Genomic DNA, 17,552 nt, shown 5'->3' with positions numbered 1-17,552 from the left:
CCGAAAAAGCTGCGGCGGGTCTACTCCCCGCGGCCGATGGCTTCCACTGCCTTCGGGTCAGAGGAGTGCAGGAATTCCTCGATTCGCGCGGCCTCTTCGCCTTCGCCGATCGCTCCGGCGGCACGGCCGAGCGCGTAGAGCGCACGGAGGAATCCGCGGTTGACCTCATGCGAATACGGGATCGGTCCAGCGCCGCGCCAACCGGCGGCGCGCAGGGCGTCGAGTCCACGGTGGTAGCCGACGCGGGCGTAGGCATAGGCGTCGACGAGGCGGCCTTCCTGGTGCGCTTCATCGGCGAGTTCTGCCCAGGCCAGGGACGAGGCCGGCAGTGCGGCCGCGACATCGATGGGCTCTTCACCTGCGTCGATGCGCTTGCGAGCGTCGACGTCCGGGTGGTCGTCGGGCAGGTAGGTCGGCTGTGGGCCGAGCTGGCTGGCATCCAGGTTTCCGATGTGCGACGGGTTGCCGATGGGCTGGGTCATTGCGTCTCCTTCGTAGTCGGGGTCATAGTCAACATTTTCTCGCCGAGGCGGCTGTCCGCCCCAGCGTCACGTTCAGTTCGGGGCCGCAGTCAGTTCTTCTTCACTTCGGACGGCAGCACCTTGTACGGGTTCGCACTCAGTGCTCCGGTGACCCCGGCGTCGGCGAGCTTCTCGAGCTGCTGCTTGTCTTTGACATCGGTGGCCCAGACGGCCAGGTCCGTTTCGGCCCAGGTCGACGCATCATCGGCGCGAACCGCCGTTGCCGTGTACCCGCCGGAATCGAGGTCCTCCGCCGAGCTCACCGTGTAGTCCCCGGTGAACATAGCGCCGACTCCCGCATCGGCGGCGGCACGAGCCACCTCGGGGTCATCGGTGCGCACGAGCGTCGAGTCCTCGAGCCCCGCCTCGGTGATGGTCTTCAATGCCGGGGTTGCCACCTCGGCGGAGTCGATGGCGGGCATGAAAACGGTGTCCCCGCCGAACTCGTCGACGATCTGATCCCAAGTGATGGGATCGCCGGGACTCGTGTCCTTGCGGGCCGGTTTGATGGTCTGGTCGAGGAATTCGTGCGCGTCGAGCTCGTCGAGGCCCTTCTTCAGGCCCATGTCCTCGGCGACGGTCTCCGGGTTCGCGGCCACGATCGTGCCGTCGCCCAGAGCGGTGAGTGTGGGCGCGGGCAGGTAACCGAACTTCACGTTCTCGGTGAAGGCGAGCGTCGAGTTCGCCGGGTACACCGACGATCCGCCGTCGAGGGCGCCCACGGCCGGTGGGTTGAGCGAATCGACGGTCAGCTGGTCATCGGAGCCGAAGATGTTCATCGCGAACACACCCGCGACGAGGAGGACGACGATGGCGCCGGCCCACAGGGGTGCGTTGAATTTCTTCGGCTCGGGACGATCGGGCACGGGAATCCGCTCGCGGGATTCGGGATCGACGCTCGGCAGCGGATCATTGGTGCCGCGGCCGTAGCGGTCCCGGTGGGCCCAGCTCGGTTTCTTCTTGCTCATCGGCTGCTGTCCTTCGTCGTTCCGGCTCCGGTGACGAGTCCCCGGAGGAACCCGGCGCCCCAGCACAGGTGCATGGTCGGCAGGACGATACCGAACCAGAATCGCTCGCGTCGTCCGCAGTCCTTCGCCGCCGAGGCGGTGGCCAGGATTCCGGCGATGTAGCCGAAGCTGGGGACGTGGATGAGGGAGGTGAAGCGGCGGAGGAACTTCGGCCACCGCTTCGTCGATCCGGACAGTTGGAGCAGGGTCTCGATCACGGCCGCGCCCATGCCGAGCACGAGCAGCGGCGGGGCGAAGTAGCGGATGGAGTTCTGCGACCCGTAGCGGCGGATGAGTTCGGCCCGCCAGATTCCGGTGGCCCAGAACTGCTGCGCGATCTTCGACCAGGTGCCGCGCGGCCAGTACGTGACTTCCATGTCCGGGTTGAACCAGATGCGGCCGCCGGCGGAGCGGATGCGCAGGTTGAGTTCCCAGTCCTGACCGCGTTTGATGCCTTCGTCGAATCCGCCGAGGTGGTCGAACACTTCCCGACGGTAGACCCCGAGGTAGGCCGATTCGGCTTCCTGCGCCTCGTCGCCAGAGTGGTAGGCGGGACCGCCGAGGCCGACCGGGGACATGTATGCCCGTGCCACGGCCTTCTGGAAGGAGGTCTTGCCGCGGGCGAGCATGAGCCCGCCGCAGTTCGCGGCCTTCGTCTCGCGCAGGGTGTCGATGGCCTGCCTGGTGTAGTCGGCGCCGAGTCCGGAGTGCGCGTCGACGCGGATGATCACCGGGTGTCGGGTCGCAGCGATGGCGAGGTTGAGCCCGATCGGAGTCGCGGCCCGCGGATTGTCGACAGTCTGGATCCGCGGATCACGCGCGGCCATCGACTCGATGATGGCGTTCGTATCGTCGGTCGAGGGGCCGAGGGCGAGGACGATTTCCTTGTCCCCGTCATACTCCTGCGCAAGAATCGTGGTGATCGCCTGCTCGATGTGTTCGGCCTCGTTGAGGACCGGCATGATGAAGGAGACACCGGGCTTTTCGGCCAGCGGCGGAAGGCCCTCCGGGGTCAGGATCTCAAGTACTTTCGACACGCCCTCAATCTTCCCACACGCGCGAATGCTCGGTCTTGAGGGGGCATACAGGTGGGATTTGTCGAGCTGAGACTTCCTCGTCGCATTCGACCGCACATCCCGACTACAGGTCACCATCGGACACCAGCACTCGAGTCTAGGTCAGCATCGGATATTCCTGTTCACCGAATGTGTCCGATAGCGACCTGGATTCTGACCGGAACCGAGCGCTACTCGTTCGATCGGCAGGTCGTGCTCTGCAGCGAAATCCACCCAGTGCGCGGTCGGCTTCTCGGCGAAGGTTCGCTCGAGCACGGCCGCCTCGGTGCCGATGTGCGCGGCCAATGCCTTCGCAAAATGGGGCTCGAGGCAGGCGACGGCGATGTGCCCATCGGACGTCGGGTAGGTCCGATAGAACGGCGATCCCCCGCCGAGGTGGCCCCCGGGTGAACTCAGACCGTGCCGTGCCGGTCCTGCCGCCCATGCGGCAGCATCATCGAGGACGATCCGCTTGACGATGCCGCCGGCGGCACCCAGCTGCTCCTTCTGGCGCAGACCGGCGAGCGCCTCGAGGGCGGCGTGTTCGCCGCCGAGGACGTCGGCGATGGGCACGGTCGGCATCGTGCCAGGTACGAGTGTGGAGTGTGCTGCCTGATAGGTGAGGTCGTGGCCGGGCACATCGGCGCGGTCTCCGGCAAAGCCGACGATCTCGACATGGACAAGTCCATGCTGTTCGACGAGCTCGGGCAGGCCGAGAGCGGCCGCCGCCCGCGGTCTCATCGCCGTCAGCAGCACCTGGGCATCGGCGGCGAGGGCCTCGAGCTCTGCCTTGCCGGCAGGATCCTTGAGGTCGATTCTGCGGATGTCCTGGCCGACGGTCAGTTCTCGGTAGTACTCGGGCACAGCGGCATCGAGAGGGTCGCCGGTGAGCGGTTCGACCTTGATGACCTCGGCTCCCAGTGCGCTCAATCGGGCGGCGGCCAAGGGGCCGGGCAGGTTCACGGCGAGACTGATCACCGTGACTCCGTCAAGTGGTTGCTGGTCGGGCACCGCGTCTCCTCGTATTCGGCCATGGAATCGGCTCACAGCACGACTGCTGCACGTCATCGTCTTTCACCGAATGTATTGGAAACTGAAAGAGTGTTCAATAAGCGGCACCCGAATATCGCTGAGCCGTCGAGGCCCACAGGTCCTCACCTGCGCAGATATCACACCCGCCGTCTGCCGGGTTGTGCCGTGCCGCACATTCCCGTACATTCACAACATAGGACATCATACGTCTTACGTGTTGGTCTTCTATGTCAGATGGGACTTCCGCTCGCACTCACGCCCGCGCCGGTCCCCTACGTTCATCCACGTGAGGAGGGAGCATGGACGCTCCGGGACTCGGCGGCCTCAACTGGGCCGTGATCATCATCTACCTCTTGGCCACCCTCGGCATCGGAGTCTGGTTCACCAAGAGAGCAAGCGGAGGAACAGAGGAGTTCTTCAAGGCCAGCGGGCGGATCCCTGCCTGGGCGGCGGGCTTCTCCATCTACGCGACGACGCTGTCGGCGATCACGTATATGTCCACGCCCGAGCAGGCCTTCCTCGCCGACTGGTCCTATGCAGCCGGCAATATCGCGATCTTCGCGATCGTCCCGCTGCTCGTGCTCTTCTACATCCCGTTCTTCCGCAAGCTCGACGTCACCACGGCGTACGAGTACCTCGAGGAACGCTTCGGCCCGAGCATCCGCGTGCTCGGCTCGGTTCTCTTCGTCCTCTTCCACATCGGCCGCGTCGCCATCGTCATCTACCTGCCGACACTGGCCATCAGTTCGGTCACCGACATCAACCCGGCGCTCGTCGCCGGAGCCGTCGGCGTGCTCTCGGTCGTCTACACCTTCCTCGGCGGCATCGAGGGCGTCATCTGGTCCGATGTCGTCCAGGGCATCATCCTCCTCGTGGGTGCTGCGGTCATCCTCGTCTTCGGCGTCATGGCCATCGACGGAGGTCTCGTCACGGTCGCCGCCGACGCCGCAGCCGATGACAAGTTCACCTCTGCCGACAACTGGAAGTTCGGCGGAGCCGCAGCGGCCATCCCGATCGTCTTCCTCGGTTCGGTCTTCAACAATCTGCACCAGTACACGGCCAGCCAGGACGTCGTCCAGCGCTACCAGACCACGGATTCGCCGAAGTCAACGGCCCGTTCGCTCATCGTCAACGGCTTCCTCGCCCTGCTGACGATCCCGCTGTTCTATGGCATCGGCACTGTGCTCTACAGCTTCTACCAGCACTCGGAGGCCCTGCCGGAAGGCTTCAACACCTCGGCGCTCGTGCCTTACTTCGCGGTCACCGCTCTGCCGGCCGGTGTCTCGGGTCTGCTCATCGCCGCGATCTTCGCTGCCGCGCAGTCGACGATCTCCTCGAGCCTCAACTCGATCTCGGCCTGCGTGACCGTCGACATCCGCGACCGCTTCTTCCCACCCAAGGACGGCCGGCCTCGCACGGGCGTCGGCTTCTCCCGCGCCGTCATCGTCATCGTCGGCGCCCTGTCCGTCGGGGTCGCGCTCTACCTCTCGGCGACCGACCAGGCCCAGACCTGGGACCTGTTCCTCTCGATCACCGGGCTCTTCGGCGTCCCACTGGCCGGCGTCTTCGCCCTCGGTATCTTCACGAAGCGGGCGAACACCTCGGGAGTGCTCGCCGGCCTCCTGCTCGGTGCCGCACTGGCCTGGGTCGTCCAGGAGCAGGCCGGACTCACACCGTTCGCGGTCTCCACCGTCGCGTTCATCGGCGCCATGGTCTTCGGCTACCTCATCTCCCTGTTCACCGGAGCGATGCAGCGCGGCCGCGGCGACCACGATGTGCTGCCGCTGACGATCTACGGAAAGCGCTCGGCCTACACTCGCCGAGTCCCCACCGAACCTGCCCGGGAGCCTGCCGCATCCGTGGCTTCCTCCCCCGCAATCTCCGCCGACTCTGCCCCGACGATCGGATCGGCTCCGGCCGACTCCGGGGCCGCCTCGGCGAGCAATGAGAAGTACGACAAGTAAGGACACGACCATGACTGACTTCCACGGAATCATCCCGCCGCTGCTGACCCCGCGCACCGCGCACGGTGAGGTCGACCGCGCCGGGCTGGCCACCCTCGTCGACCACCTCGTCGCCGGCGGTGTGCACGGAATCTTCGTCCTCGGGTCCTCCGGCGAGGTCCCGTACCTGACGAACGCCGAGCGCGACCTCGTCCTCGCCACCGCGATCGAGGCCGCCGCCGGCCGGGTGCCCGTCCTCGTGGGCATCAGCGAGCAGACGACGACCCGGGTCCTCGAAGAGGCCGACCGTCTGCTGGCCATCGGCGGTGACGCAGCCGTCGTGACCACGCCGTTCTATGCACTGTCCGATGCCGCCGAGGTGGAGCGCCACCTCCGAGCCGTCGCCGCCCATATCAGCGTGCCCCTGTTCGCCTATGACGTGCCGGTGCGCACGCATAGGAAGATGCCGCTCGACGTCCTCGTCCGCCTCGCCGAGGAGGGTGTCATCGCCGGAGTCAAGGACTCCTCCGGCGACGATGTCGGCTTCCGCCGTCTGCTGCTCGCGACGAAGCACCTGCCGGACTTCGCCGTCTTCACCGGCCACGAGGTGGTCACCGACGGTGCGATGCTCGGCGGCGCGGCGGGCATCGTCCCCGGGCTCGGCAACGTCGACCCCGCCGGATATGTGCGCATCTATGATGCCGCGAAGGCCGGCGACTGGCAGGCAGCGGCAGCCGAGCAGGACCGCGTGGCGGAGCTGTTCGACATCACCGGAGCAGCGACCCCGGGACGCGTGTCCGCTGGTGCGGCCGGCCTCGGAGGGTTCAAGACCGCCCTGCAGCTCATGGGCGTCATCGGCTCGAATCGGATGGCCGAGCCGATGGAAGCGCTCAACGCCGACGAGACCGAGCGCGTCCGCGAGATCGTCACCGCCGCAGGACTGCTGTGACCCTGCCCGCCACCGTCGCCGTCGATGTCGGAGGCACGAAGATCCGTGCCGGCTCCGTCATCGACGGCGAACTTGCGCACGTGCGTAGCGTGCCGACGCCCGCGGCAGATGGTGCCCAGGCGGTTCTTAACACCATCGCCGAGGTGGCCGCCGCCGTCATCGCGGAGACGTCGGGTTCGCGTGGCGCCGGGTCCGCTTCGCGTGGTGCTGTGACGGGTTCGCACGGTGTCGGGTCCACGTCGAGTGCCGCCGAATCCGGAGGCGGGGGCGGATCGGATTCCGACTTCGTATGGCGGATCGGCATCGGCGCGGCCGGGGTCATCGACCCTGTGACGGGGACTGTGGTCTCGGCGACGGAGTCGCTGCCCGGATGGGCCGGAACGGACGTGGTCTCCGAACTCTCCGCCCGCACCGACCTACCCGTGCGCGTCGTCAACGATGTGCACGCTCATGCCCTCGGCGAGGCGGCCGCCGGTGCCTCCAGCGGCACTCGGAGTTCGCTGCTTGTCGCGGCGGGCACCGGCATCGGCGGCGGGTTCATCACCGATCATCACCTGCTCACTGGCAGGAATTCTGCCGCCGGTCACATCGGGCATGTGCCCTCGGCAGCCGCGGCTGGCCTGGCCTGCCCGTGCGGCGGCACCGGTCACGTCGAAGCCATCGCTTCGGGCCCGGCTATCCTCGAAACCTACCTGCGCTTGGCCCGTGGATCCGCCGAGCCAGGCTCCCCGCCGGGGAAACTTGCGGCGCATGGGCAGTCCCACGAATCGGCACCGGCGACACCGTCCGACTCCCCCACTCCGACTCCCACACCTGCGACAACGTCAGCCAACACCCGAGAATTGGCGGCAGCCGCCTCGGCGGGGGATGAACTGGCGCTTCGCGCCTTCGACACGGGGGCACGTGCCCTCGGATCGGCACTAGGCGGGATCGTCAACGTGCTCTCCCCCGAGCTCGTCGTCATCGGCGGCGGACTCGCCGAGATGGACGAGACCTGGTGGGCACCTCTGCACGAGGCTTTCACCGCGGAACTCATCCCCGCCGCCTCCGGAACCCCGCTGGTGAAGGCACAATTGGGGCAGGACGCCGCGCTCATCGGCGCTGCCGGCCTCTGGGATGACGAGCTCGGCCAGAAGCACTGAGACGCTTCCCTCCCGTCACACCAACACACTGACGAACGCGCCGAACGGCGAGGAGAACCGCCAGAAGAAGGAGACTCACTGATGCTGTCGAAGACCGAGATCCTCGAGGCGCTGCGGGGACGGCTCATCGTCTCCGCTCAGGCCTATCCGGGCGAGCCGATGCGCGATCCGAGGACGATGGCGCAGGTGGCAGCTTCGGCGGTGATCGGAGGAGCGGCAGCCGTGCGGGTGCAGGGTCTCGGCGACATTCAGGCAACCCGCTCGGCCGTCGACGTCCCGGTCATCGGGCTGTGGAAGGACGGCAAGGACGGAGTCGTCATCACGCCGACGTACCAGCATGCCTATGCGGTCGCTTTGGCCGGATCCCACATCGTCGCACTCGATGGGACGCGGCGGGAGCGGCCCGACGGACTGAGCCTGGCCGAGACGGTCAAACGCCTCCACGAGCAGACAAACGCCCTGGTTATGGCCGATTGCGGCAGCCTTGACGATGCAAAGGCAGCGGCAGATGCGGGAGCGGACATCGTCGGCACGACTTTGGCCGGGTACTCGGGAGAACGACCGGCCACCGAAGGCCCCGACCTCGAGCTCATCAGTGCCATCCGCGCGGCGGAACTGCCTGCGCTGCTCGTCGCCGAAGGCCGCATCCACACCCCGTTGCATGCCACCGCCGCGCGTGAAGCCGGCGCCCACTCCGTGGTCGTGGGCACCGCGATCACGCATCCCGCGACGATCACCTCGTGGTTCACCGAGGCCGTCGAGGGCTGAGTTCACGACTCAGCTGCCCGGGCTGAGTTCGCAGGTAAGCGGCCCGGGATGAGCTGACCGGCTACCCGCCCGGGTTGGTCTCGCTCCGAGGCCCCGCCAGCTGCCTGCCCAGGCCAAATGCGCTCAGAGGCTCTGCCACTCCGGCTTGTTCTCGTACGCGTGGCGGTAATAGTCGCCGAGCTGCAGCCTCGACGCCGCCGCATCATCGAGCATGACAGTGACATGCGGGTGCATCTGCAGCACGGTCGCGGGCCACATCGCCGATATCGGCCCCTCGACCATCTGATGCACTGCCTCGGCCTTGTTGCCTCCGGTCGCGACGAGCACAATATGCTTCGCCTCCATGATCGTGCCCAGCCCCTGGGTCAGGCACAGCTTCGGCACCTGCTCGACGTCGCCGTCGAAGAACCGCGCATTGTCGAGCCTGGTCTGATGCGTCAGGGATTTCACCCGTGTCCGCGAGGCCAGGGATGATCCGGGTTCGTTGAACGCGATGTGACCGTCACTGCCGATCCCGAGGATCTGCAGGTCGATCCCGCCCGCCTCGGCGATCTTCCGTTCATAGTCCGCCGAGGCAGCCGCCAGGTCATCGGCGGATCCCTCGGGACCGTGGACGGCCCCCTCGGCGAAATCGACGCGAGTGGCGATCTCGGCGTCGATGACGTTGCGATAGCGCTGCGGATGGTCGTCGGCGATTCCGACGTATTCGTCGAGCATGAACGCCTGCGCGCGGGCGAAGGACAGACCCTCGTTCTTGTGGCGGGTGGTCAGCTCGTCGTAGATGCGCAGCGGGCTCGAGCCGGTCGCCAGCCCGATGACCGGTGCGGTTTCGGTGCGCAGCAGCGCCTCGATCGTGTCGGCGGCGAGCTCCGCCAGCGTGTATTCGTCGGCGATGACGACTTCCATGTGGTCTCCTTCGGCGTTCTGCGGTCTGAATTCGGCGCTGCCCCAATCGGCGGCGTGGGCGTTGTTCTTCAGTCAATCACTTCTGTTCGAGGGCGCGCATGATCGGCTCATAGTGGGCGGTGATCGCGGCGCGGAAGGCTTCGGCATCGCCGGATTCCGCCGCTTCGAGCATGAGGCCGTGGGCGCGGGCGGTCTGCTCCAGGTCGGCGGCCACGGCCACATTGAGTTTGGGCAGAACGGCAGTGTGCACGTCCCAGAACGCTGCGACGAGTTGGCCGACGAGCGAGTTTCCGAGCTTCGCGAGCAGTCCCGTGTGGAAGGCGCGATCCTGCTGCGGGAAGGTCTTGCCGTCAGCGGCGAGCGCGGTCATCTCGTCGACCAGGTCCTCGAGCTCGGAATTCTCCGTGCCGTTGAGGGCGTGGACGATCTGTTCGGACATTCCGTGGTCGAGGGCCTTGCGCACTTCGACGACATCGCGCAGTGCGTCGAGGTCGTCGCCGGGGCTGAGGACGCCTCGGAAGACGAGGGCTTCGACGAGGGCGTCGAGCGTCATCTCGCCGACGTAGGTGCCATGGCCGTGCCGGACGTCGACGATGTCGAGGGTCGAGAGTTTGCGGATGGCTTCCCGGACATTCGACCGCGAGACGCCGAGGCGGGTGCACAGTTCGCCTTCGGTCGGCAGCAGGTCTCCGGGACGCAGACCATCGGAGAGGATGAGATCCTTGATTCTGTCGGAGGTCGTCACTTTCCGTCCGGTCTCTGTCGGCTCCGCCATGATCACCTTCTGCTGGTCGTTCCACGCTGAGCCACCAGTATACGTCTGACATCAGATGTGTCGGCAGTCGTTCTTCGATGTCGAGACACTTAGGCCGCCGCGCGTCGTCGCTCGTTGCCTCAGGGCTCGCCGTTCGTTGCCCAGGACTTGTCGGTCATCGCTTCAGGGGTTGCCGTTCATCGCCCCAGGGGCTTGCGGTTCATCGTCTCAGGGACTTGCAGTCCAGAGGGGTTTGCAGTCCAGATCTCTCGAATCCGCAGTACCGTCAACCGGCCTTGGCGTATGCGGATGCCGTCCTGGCTACTAGGGTGGTAGTCACAGGCGGTCGCTCGGCGGCCGAAATCTACGACGCATTGGAGCACCCATGACTGGATTGGTGGCCACATTCGCCATAATCATCGTCATCCTCATCATCGCCGTTCTGCTTTTCGGCAAGCTGCGCACCAGCATGTTCTTCACGGTGAAGACGCAGGAGAACGTCATCGTCGAGCGATTCGGCAAGTTCAAGAAAGTGGCGAAGCCGGGATTGAACACGAAGGTGCCGTTCATCGAGACGACGAGCCGGCCGATCTCGCTGCGCGTCCAGCAGCTCGAGGTCAACATCGAGTCGAAGACGAAGGACAACGTCTTCGTCACGGTTCCCGTCGCCGTCCAGTACGTCGTCGAAGAGAACAATGTGGCCGACGCCTACTACAAGCTGGCGAACTCCGAGGAGCAGATCCGCTCCTACGTCTTCGACACCGTTCGTTCGGCGCTGTCGGGTCTGACTCTGGACACGGCGTTCGAGTCGAAGGACGATATCGCGGAGAACGTCGAGGGCCGGCTCTCGGAATCTATGAAGCGCTACGGCTTCAAGATCGTCAGCAGCCTGGTCACGGATATCACCCCGGACCCGAAGGTCCGCGATTCGATGAACTCGATCAATGCCGCACAGCGTGACCGCGTCGCCGCTCAGTCGCTCGCCGAGGCGGACAAGATCAAGCGCGTCACCCAGGCTCAGGCGGAGTCCGAGGCGATGCGCCTCCACGGCGAGGGTGTCGCCGCTCAGCGCAAGGCGATCGCGACGGGTATCGCCGAGCAGTATGCGAAACTGCAGGAGGTGGGCATCGACAAGACGGCCGAGCAGCTGCTGATGATGACCCAGTACTTCGACACCATGCAGAACGTCGCCCAGGAGGGCCGGTCGAACGTGCTGTTCATGCCCTCGAACCCGGGCGGCCTGGGCGAGATGGGCCAGGAGATCCGCAACGCCCTGTTCGCTGCCAACGCCGCCGAGGATGGGGCCACCTTCACGGCGCCCGGGAGCAGGTACACCTCGAGCCACCGCTCCGAGCAGGCCAGCGTTCCGCCGCAGCCGACCAACCCGCCGAACTCGGGCGGCTCCAATGGCTCCGACGGCTCGGGTCATGACGGTCGGTCAGGTGGCCCCGGAGGTTCCGGCCAGTCGCTCGGCCAGTCCGTTCGCTCTGCAGCCCAGTCGGCTCAAGCGGCCGCTCAGCAATGGAAGAACTCCAAGCAGAATCCACAGCAGTAACCGAGGGCCGAGCCGGGCCGCAGCAGTAACCGAGGGCCGAGCCAGGCCGCCGAAGCGTCGCCGAAGCTGACCGAACGCCGACGCACGTCACCGGACGCCGGCGAACGGCTGAGGCACCGCACAGCGGAGGGGCGGGCGAGGAGAGATCTTCGCCCGCCCCTCCGCTGTGTTCACCTCGATCCCCGTTCATCCGCCTTCCGATTAATCAGTTGTGCACAATTGAATTGTGTGCAACCATTTAGTCATGGATGCGCTCGACCTGGACAGACAGCTCTGCTTCGCCCTCTACTCGGCGTCGCGTGCAATGACCGCGTCATACAAGGATCTGCTGGCCGAGCTCGGCATCACCTATCCGCAGTATCTGGTGATGCTTGTGCTGTGGGAGGAGGATTCCGCGCCCGACGGCGTGACCGTCAAGCACCTCGGTGAGCGTCTGCAGCTCGATTCGGGCACGCTGTCTCCGCTGCTGTCGCGGCTGGAATCGCTCGGCTACGTCACCCGTCACCGCTCCGCCGAGGACTCGCGCAGTGTGTTCATCCGCCCCACCGCCGAGGGCGCCGCAACCAAGGAGCGCGCCGAGTGCGTTCCGGCCCGCATCGGTGAGCGCACGCAGCTCGACTCCGCCGCGATGCCCGAGCTGCTCGAGACCCTGCGCACTCTGACGAGGAACCTGCGCGGAGATCCCGCAGCCGTCACCGACTCGACTGCGGCCCGCTGAAGGCCCCGATTCGAGACCGATCAATGCCCCGCCCCAGAGCGCACGTCCAGCCCAGATACCCCTACCAACCCACAAAACCCTACTAACCCACAACGCACCGCCAACGGAAGGAAGAATCATGAAGGCTCTCTACACTGCAGAGGCACTGGCTACCGGCGAAGGCCGCGACGGCCACGGGCGCACGAACGACGGAAAGGTCGACGTCGATCTCGCCACACCCGCGGAGATGGGCGGCAGCGGCAACGGCACGAATCCCGAGCAGCTATTCGCGGTCGGCTACGCGGCCTGCTATCACTCGGCGCTGCGCCTCGTGGCCGGTCAGGCCAAGGCGAACGTCGACGACTCTGCGGTCGGCTCACGAGTGAGCATCGGCAAGAACAATGAGGGCGGGTTCCAGCTCGCTGTCGAACTCGAGGTCACCCTCCCGCACCTCGACAAAGCCGAGGCACAGGCGCTGGCCGACAAGGCCCATCAGGTCTGCCCATACTCGAACGCCACCCGCGGCAACATCGACGTCACCATCACCGTCACCGACGACTGAGTTCCGACCGCGTCTGCCTGGCATGGGCGGCAGTCCTCCGCTGGCCAACCGACGGCCACTGGCGCCCGACCACCTGTGGCACACGGCCTGGAGCGGAACGCAATCAGCAACCGGCACACAGCTGAGGGGCGGGTGAAGAGTGATCTTCACCCGCCCCTCAACTGTGTGCGGACTTGCCGAACCCAAGCGTCAGCGCTTGGCCATGGCCTCGAGCGCGGACTTCTCGACCGCCTCGGCGACGGCCGGAGCGACACGCGAATCGAGCGCACCGGGCACGATGTAACCGGGCTCGAGATCATCGCCGACGAGATCGGCGATCGCACGAGCGGCGACGAGCTTCATATCGTCGGTGATCTCGTTGGCATCGGCGTCGAGCGCGCCGCGGAAGATTCCGGGGAACGCGAGGACGTTGTTGATCTGGTTCGGGAAGTCGCTGCGCCCGGTGGCCACCACGGTGGCGTACTTGGCGGCGACGTCTGGGACCACCTCGGGGTTGGGGTTCGACAGGGCGAAGATGATCGCATCGTCGGCCAGGTTGGCCAGGTGCGCCTCGTCGATGGCGCCGCCGGAGACGCCGATGAAGGCATCGGCACCGTCGAGGGCTTCGCCGATCCCACCGGAGATTCCGCGCGGGTTCGTCGACTCGGCGAGGAACTGCTTGGTCTCGGTCAGGTCGGAGCGGCCGGATTCGACGACTCCCTTGGAATCGAGGACGACGATGTCCTTCACGCCGGCGTCGGCGAGGATCTTCACCACGGCCACACCGGCAGCACCGGCACCGGAGACGACGACGCGGACGGACTCGAAGGACTTCTTCACCACGCGCAGAGCATTCGTCAACGCGGCGAGGACGACGACCGCGGTGCCGTGCTGGTCATCGTGCATGACGGGAATGTCGAGGGCTTCCTTGACCCGGTCTTCGATCTCGAAGCAGCGCGGAGCCGAGATGTCCTCGAGGTTGATCGCACCGAAGGTCGGGGCCATGCGGACGATGGTTTCGACGATCTCGTCCGTGTCATTGGTGTCGAGTACGATCGGAATCGCATTCAGCCCGGAGAAGGACTTGAACAGGGCGCACTTGCCCTCCATCACCGGCAGCGAGGCGGCCGGACCGATGTCACCGAGGCCGAGCACAGCCGACCCGTCGGAGATGACCGCGACGAGTCGGCCGGTCCAAGTGTGCGTACGCGCCAGCTGCGGTTCGTCCTTGATCGCGGTGCAGACCTTGGCCACGCCCGGGGTGTACGCGATCGAGAGGTCGCGCTGGGTCTCGAGCGGTGAGGTGAGCTCGGCGGAGAGCTTGCCGCCTTCGTGTGCCTCGAAGATCTCGGCGTCGGTGATCGGGCCCTTCGAGCCCTGGTCGGAGGCGGCGGAGTTGTGAGCGGTGGTCGTCATGGTTGATCCTCGTGGTTGAAGCGGCGGCGATTCGCGAGCTTACGAAGCTCGTGAGCACTCGGTTGGGCGAGCACTCCGTTCGATGATCGGATCATCGGTGCAGCCGGCAGTGATCGTCTGGACGTCGGCCAGCGCGCTCACGGTCGACCGTGAGCGCAGGCGATGGTCTGGGCGAAGAACTGGTCACCAGTGAAGGATGGTGCGGTGACGTCGACGCGGCCCGCGACATGGCCCTAGGTGAAGGGCGACGCGGTTGCGCGCAGTGCGGATACGGCTCGCATGAGGCGAGTACCGACCTCATGGGTCGCATCCGACAGCTCGATCATCATAACCGATGCTGTGACCCGTTTCACCCGAAAACCCGACCCCCACCGAGGCTGTACCGCCGTTCCGGTGGCATGTTCTCCAGACCTTTGGACCGGCGCAAAACAACCCCTGACCTGGCCGAACGAGGCCGAACGCCCTCATGTCAGCACCGAGTGCAATGATAAGTAGAGAATCAATTCACTATCAATATGACATCGAAACTTATTCGAATCTTTGTTCTTTTTGCTATTGTGAATGCCAGCTTGATCGGCTAAGATCTGATTAACAGCTTTTCAAGTCAGCACCACTTCCCCGACAACGAAGTCCGAGGCAGGTGAAAGAGCAATGAAGGGCACCACCAACCGTTCGACCCCCGACCAGGCAGACGAGCCGGGTGTGACACAGCCGTCGCCCCGATTCGCCATCCGCTTCGAATCAAGCATGTCTCGTTTCGCCGAGAACGCTGTCGCTTCCGACCGTGCCCATTTCTCCCTCCTCGAGTCCGTCTCCTCAGTTGTGTTGGAACAGGTCTTCATCGCTCTCGAACTGCCCATGCCCGAGGGCTCCGAACCGTTTCGCTGCGAGACGATCTCCGCATCCTTTGATCGCCGCGCCAAAGAGTCCGAAGAGAACACCGTCTTCGGCGCTGCGGAGAAGTCGGAGACCTCACCCAAGGGCGCGTCTTCAACCAAGGACGCGCCGTCGCCCAACGGCGCGTCGTCGCCAGCGGACGACAAGACCGGCACCGGCGGCTCACCTTCCGCGACAGTTGTGCTCTATGATGCCGACTTCGCCCGCGAACAGTTGCGCAATGCGGCTGAGTCCGAGGCGAAGGTTCTGCCCGAGTTCCCGGAGCTCGATGAGGGCATCTGCTTCTCGAAATGGGTCTATGACAATGTCGACGCTGAGGACCTCGTCGAGATCTCGACAGTGCTGGGGACCAACACTGCCCGTACCTACCGTCAGCTCACCGGCGCGATGGCGGTCTTCTATGGTCTGCCGCGCTTCGCCGACCGTGTCCGCGCCGGAGAGTTCGCCCAGGCACATGTCGATGTGGTCGCTCGCCAGTGTGCTGATGTCGCGTTCGACTTCCTTCCGAAGCTCGACATCTTCCTGGCCGCGAGGCGCGCCGATATCACCTGCGAGACCCTGCGCCGGGATCTGGCGAAGATGATCGCCCTGCTCGTTCCGCCGGTCGACAACACCGAACTCGCCACTAAGCGTCGCCGCGTCGATGTCGAAGGCTATAAGGACGGCTCCGCCTGCCTGACCGTCAGCGGGCCTTCAGCGGAGATCTTCGCCTGCTACAACCGAATCCAGGGCATGGCGCTGGCCGTGCATGGAAAGAACAAGTCGGCGTTCAATCTGCCTGTGGGCGTTGAGATCAGCGATGACCGCTCCATCTCTCAGCTCGAGTACGATCTGTTCACCCGGCCAGTCCCGGAGCTCAAGGTCAAGGTCATTTCGGTCGACCCGATCACGGGTATCCAAACTGCCGAAGAGAAGTCGCTGCTCGACACCGACGGCGAGCTCATTCCGGATATGGACTCCGACGACGCCGTCGCCGACTTCGCGAAGCACGTCGCTTCGGACTCGGCCGACAGCGCCACAGGGTCGTCCGCCAGGCGCTCGTCCGACAGCAGCACAGAGTCGTCCGACGGATTCTCTGTCGCCAACCGACCGAACGGTTCGGCTTTCCGACCCGACTGCAGCGTCGAAGGTGAGGACCCTGACGGTCCCATTGAATATGTCGTCAAGCTGCGTATGCCCACAAGCGCGTGGTGGCTGTCGCATCAGGCCGCCACCGTGGTGACCGTTCCGTTCCTCTCGCTCACTGGAGACTCGGACCTGCCCGGCACTTTCGCCGACGGCTCACCGGTACCCGTCGAGGTGGCTCGCAACATCGCCGGCCGGTCGAAGAGCATCCAGCGGATCCTCACCGATCCCGCCACCGGCACTCCCATCGACGCCAAAGCGACCACTTACCAGGTCCCCAGGGATCTTCGGAAGACCTTGGTCGAGCAGTGGACAGTGTGCACCGTTCCCGGCTGTGTTCGTCGGGCTGAGAAGTCGGAGATCGACCATGTCGTTCCGTTCTTCTATTTGGATCCGCTCAAGGGCGGTCTCACTCGGTTCGGAAACCTTCATCCTCTGTGCAAGAAGCATCATGCGTTGAAGACCGCCGGCCGCCTTCGGGTCACTATGCCCAAATCCGGTGAGCTCGATTACGAGTTCAAGCACGGAATCTCGACCACTGTGTCGGCGCCGGGCCAGCCGATCAATGTTGCCCAAGCGCTCGAGTTCGATTCCCTGGGACGACTGGGTCTCAAGCGGTGGAAACTGCCCTGGTCGATGGTTCCCGCAGCACCAAGGGTGCTCGAGCTCATGCCTGGCGAGTCGACGATTCGTCAACGCGACGAAGAGAAGCGCCAACGGGAGGAACGCGCGGCCCGACAGCGTCGGCTGTCGGAGGCGTATCGGGAGCAGCAGGCAGAAATCAAGCGGCTGCGGCTGGAGCGTTGCCTCAATTGGGCGAACTCTGACCACCAGCGCAGTCTCCCTACCGGCTCCAACACTCTCACGGTGAAGCAGCTGACGGGGAACGCGAAGTACGCCCGAGTCGTCAGATGGGCGCGTCTTGCCAAGCTCGACATCGACGATATCGACTTCGACCCGAATGAGCCCGACAAGCGCAGCGCCCGTACCGCCGCTGGCCCGAACCTCACCGGTTTCGAAAGCAATTCGCAGTCTGAGGACGCTGCAGACCCCCAGGGCACTGGGGCCGACGATCCCTGGGACTACCGCTTCGTCTCCAAGACAGTGAACTGGGACCACGACCTCGAGGTCGATCCCCCACCGTTCTGATGACGCCCCACGGAGCCTGTGGCATCGCTCTCAACGCAGAGCTGCAGCGACAGCACTGGTGGCAGAGCGCCTCCGCGCCGCAACTGCGGACCGCG

Annotated in this window: 15 protein-coding genes; 8 read left to right on the top strand and 7 right to left on the bottom strand. The window is 65.4% G+C overall.

Features of this window, described 5'->3' with window-relative positions; translation table 11 throughout:
* Window positions 1–20: 20 nt before the first annotated feature.
* The 4 genes from ACOZ9V_RS03415 to ACOZ9V_RS03400 form a co-directional block, all read right to left on the bottom strand.
* Window positions 21–482, bottom strand: coding sequence for a DUF3151 domain-containing protein (locus ACOZ9V_RS03415; RefSeq protein WP_139469889.1), 462 nt, complete (start codon window positions 480–482; stop codon window positions 21–23).
* Between the two features lie 89 nt (window positions 483–571).
* Window positions 572–1,489, bottom strand: coding sequence for a hypothetical protein (locus tag ACOZ9V_RS03410; protein ID WP_434593649.1), 918 nt, complete (start codon window positions 1,487–1,489; stop codon window positions 572–574).
* Window positions 1,486–2,565, bottom strand: a complete 1,080-nt coding sequence (locus ACOZ9V_RS03405) for a glycosyltransferase family 2 protein (protein WP_229664165.1) — start codon at window positions 2,563–2,565, stop codon at window positions 1,486–1,488. The genes ACOZ9V_RS03410 and ACOZ9V_RS03405 overlap by 4 nt, the downstream gene beginning before the upstream one ends.
* A 141-nt stretch (window positions 2,566–2,706) precedes the next feature.
* A complete protein-coding gene (locus ACOZ9V_RS03400) occupies window positions 2,707–3,594 on the bottom strand; it encodes a CoA transferase (RefSeq protein ID WP_434593646.1) in 888 nt (295 codons plus the stop codon).
* A 320-nt stretch (window positions 3,595–3,914) separates the two neighbouring features.
* Between ACOZ9V_RS03400 and ACOZ9V_RS03395 the strand changes: the two genes are divergently transcribed.
* The 4 genes from ACOZ9V_RS03395 to ACOZ9V_RS03380 all read left to right on the top strand — a co-directional run bounded on the left by ACOZ9V_RS03395 (window position 3,915) and on the right by ACOZ9V_RS03380 (window position 8,417).
* Window positions 3,915–5,579, top strand: a complete 1,665-nt coding sequence (locus tag ACOZ9V_RS03395; protein ID WP_434593643.1) for a sodium:solute symporter — start codon at window positions 3,915–3,917, stop codon at window positions 5,577–5,579.
* 10 nt (window positions 5,580–5,589) lie between these two features.
* The gene (locus ACOZ9V_RS03390; RefSeq protein ID WP_434593640.1) at window positions 5,590–6,507 is read left to right on the top strand and encodes a dihydrodipicolinate synthase family protein; all 918 of its coding nucleotides are present in this window, start codon (window positions 5,590–5,592) and stop codon (window positions 6,505–6,507) included.
* Complete coding sequence (locus ACOZ9V_RS03385; RefSeq protein WP_434593638.1) at window positions 6,504–7,649, top strand: ROK family protein; 1,146 nt, start codon at window positions 6,504–6,506, stop codon at window positions 7,647–7,649. Before ACOZ9V_RS03390 ends, ACOZ9V_RS03385 begins: the two co-directional genes overlap by 4 nt.
* A gap of 81 nt (window positions 7,650–7,730) precedes the next feature.
* Window positions 7,731–8,417 carry an N-acetylmannosamine-6-phosphate 2-epimerase gene (locus ACOZ9V_RS03380; RefSeq protein ID WP_434593635.1) on the top strand — a complete coding sequence of 229 codons (687 nt, stop codon included), beginning with the start codon at window positions 7,731–7,733 and terminating at the stop codon, window positions 8,415–8,417.
* Window positions 8,418–8,540: 123 nt separating this feature from the next.
* Here the strand turns inward: ACOZ9V_RS03380 and nagB are convergent, their stop codons facing one another.
* The gene (nagB, locus tag ACOZ9V_RS03375) at window positions 8,541–9,323 is read right to left on the bottom strand and encodes a glucosamine-6-phosphate deaminase (protein WP_434593632.1); all 783 of its coding nucleotides are present in this window, start codon (window positions 9,321–9,323) and stop codon (window positions 8,541–8,543) included.
* A gap of 76 nt (window positions 9,324–9,399) precedes the next feature.
* Window positions 9,400–10,098, bottom strand: coding sequence for a FadR/GntR family transcriptional regulator (locus tag ACOZ9V_RS03370; RefSeq protein WP_434593629.1), 699 nt, complete (start codon window positions 10,096–10,098; stop codon window positions 9,400–9,402).
* Window positions 10,099–10,462: 364 nt separating this feature from the next.
* Between ACOZ9V_RS03370 and ACOZ9V_RS03365 the strand changes: the two genes are divergently transcribed.
* The 3 genes from ACOZ9V_RS03365 to ACOZ9V_RS03355 all read left to right on the top strand — a co-directional run bounded on the left by ACOZ9V_RS03365 (window position 10,463) and on the right by ACOZ9V_RS03355 (window position 12,891).
* The gene (locus ACOZ9V_RS03365) at window positions 10,463–11,632 is read left to right on the top strand and encodes an SPFH domain-containing protein (RefSeq protein WP_434593626.1); all 1,170 of its coding nucleotides are present in this window, start codon (window positions 10,463–10,465) and stop codon (window positions 11,630–11,632) included.
* Window positions 11,633–11,876: 244 nt separating this feature from the next.
* Window positions 11,877–12,350, top strand: a complete 474-nt coding sequence (locus tag ACOZ9V_RS03360; protein WP_434593623.1) for a MarR family winged helix-turn-helix transcriptional regulator — start codon at window positions 11,877–11,879, stop codon at window positions 12,348–12,350.
* Window positions 12,351–12,468: 118 nt separating this feature from the next.
* A complete protein-coding gene (locus ACOZ9V_RS03355; protein WP_139469879.1) occupies window positions 12,469–12,891 on the top strand; it encodes an organic hydroperoxide resistance protein in 423 nt (140 codons plus the stop codon).
* Window positions 12,892–13,080: 189 nt separating this feature from the next.
* Here the strand turns inward: ACOZ9V_RS03355 and ACOZ9V_RS03350 are convergent, their stop codons facing one another.
* Window positions 13,081–14,286, bottom strand: coding sequence for an NAD(P)-dependent malic enzyme (locus ACOZ9V_RS03350; RefSeq protein ID WP_434593619.1), 1,206 nt, complete (start codon window positions 14,284–14,286; stop codon window positions 13,081–13,083).
* 651 nt (window positions 14,287–14,937) lie between these two features.
* Between ACOZ9V_RS03350 and ACOZ9V_RS03345 the strand changes: the two genes are divergently transcribed.
* Window positions 14,938–17,457, top strand: coding sequence for an HNH endonuclease signature motif containing protein (locus ACOZ9V_RS03345; protein WP_434593616.1), 2,520 nt, complete (start codon window positions 14,938–14,940; stop codon window positions 17,455–17,457).
* The last annotated feature ends 95 nt before the right edge of the window (window positions 17,458–17,552 follow it).

Origin of the sequence: Brevibacterium sp. 1718 (assembly GCF_051131255.1) — a bacterium.
GTDB lineage: Bacteria > Actinomycetota > Actinomycetes > Actinomycetales > Brevibacteriaceae > Brevibacterium > Brevibacterium sediminis.
Note: the sequence above shows the minus strand (reverse complement) of the source record. Positions and strands in the feature narration are given on the sequence as shown.

Coding starts and splice junctions, on each gene's coding strand:
- ACOZ9V_RS03345 (WP_434593616.1), top strand. CDS start 14,938: ATGAAGGGCACCACCAACCGTTCGACCCCCGACCAGGCAGACGAGCCG.
- ACOZ9V_RS03390 (WP_434593640.1), top strand. CDS start 5,590: ATGACTGACTTCCACGGAATCATCCCGCCGCTGCTGACCCCGCGCACC.
- ACOZ9V_RS03380 (WP_434593635.1), top strand. CDS start 7,731: ATGCTGTCGAAGACCGAGATCCTCGAGGCGCTGCGGGGACGGCTCATC.
- ACOZ9V_RS03415 (WP_139469889.1), bottom strand. CDS start 482: ATGACCCAGCCCATCGGCAACCCGTCGCACATCGGAAACCTGGATGCC.
- ACOZ9V_RS03395 (WP_434593643.1), top strand. CDS start 3,915: ATGGACGCTCCGGGACTCGGCGGCCTCAACTGGGCCGTGATCATCATC.
- ACOZ9V_RS03365 (WP_434593626.1), top strand. CDS start 10,463: ATGACTGGATTGGTGGCCACATTCGCCATAATCATCGTCATCCTCATC.
- ACOZ9V_RS03360 (WP_434593623.1), top strand. CDS start 11,877: ATGGATGCGCTCGACCTGGACAGACAGCTCTGCTTCGCCCTCTACTCG.
- ACOZ9V_RS03355 (WP_139469879.1), top strand. CDS start 12,469: ATGAAGGCTCTCTACACTGCAGAGGCACTGGCTACCGGCGAAGGCCGC.
- ACOZ9V_RS03410 (WP_434593649.1), bottom strand. CDS start 1,489: ATGAGCAAGAAGAAACCGAGCTGGGCCCACCGGGACCGCTACGGCCGC.
- nagB (WP_434593632.1), bottom strand. CDS start 9,323: ATGGAAGTCGTCATCGCCGACGAATACACGCTGGCGGAGCTCGCCGCC.
- ACOZ9V_RS03370 (WP_434593629.1), bottom strand. CDS start 10,098: ATGGCGGAGCCGACAGAGACCGGACGGAAAGTGACGACCTCCGACAGA.
- ACOZ9V_RS03350 (WP_434593619.1), bottom strand. CDS start 14,286: ATGACGACCACCGCTCACAACTCCGCCGCCTCCGACCAGGGCTCGAAG.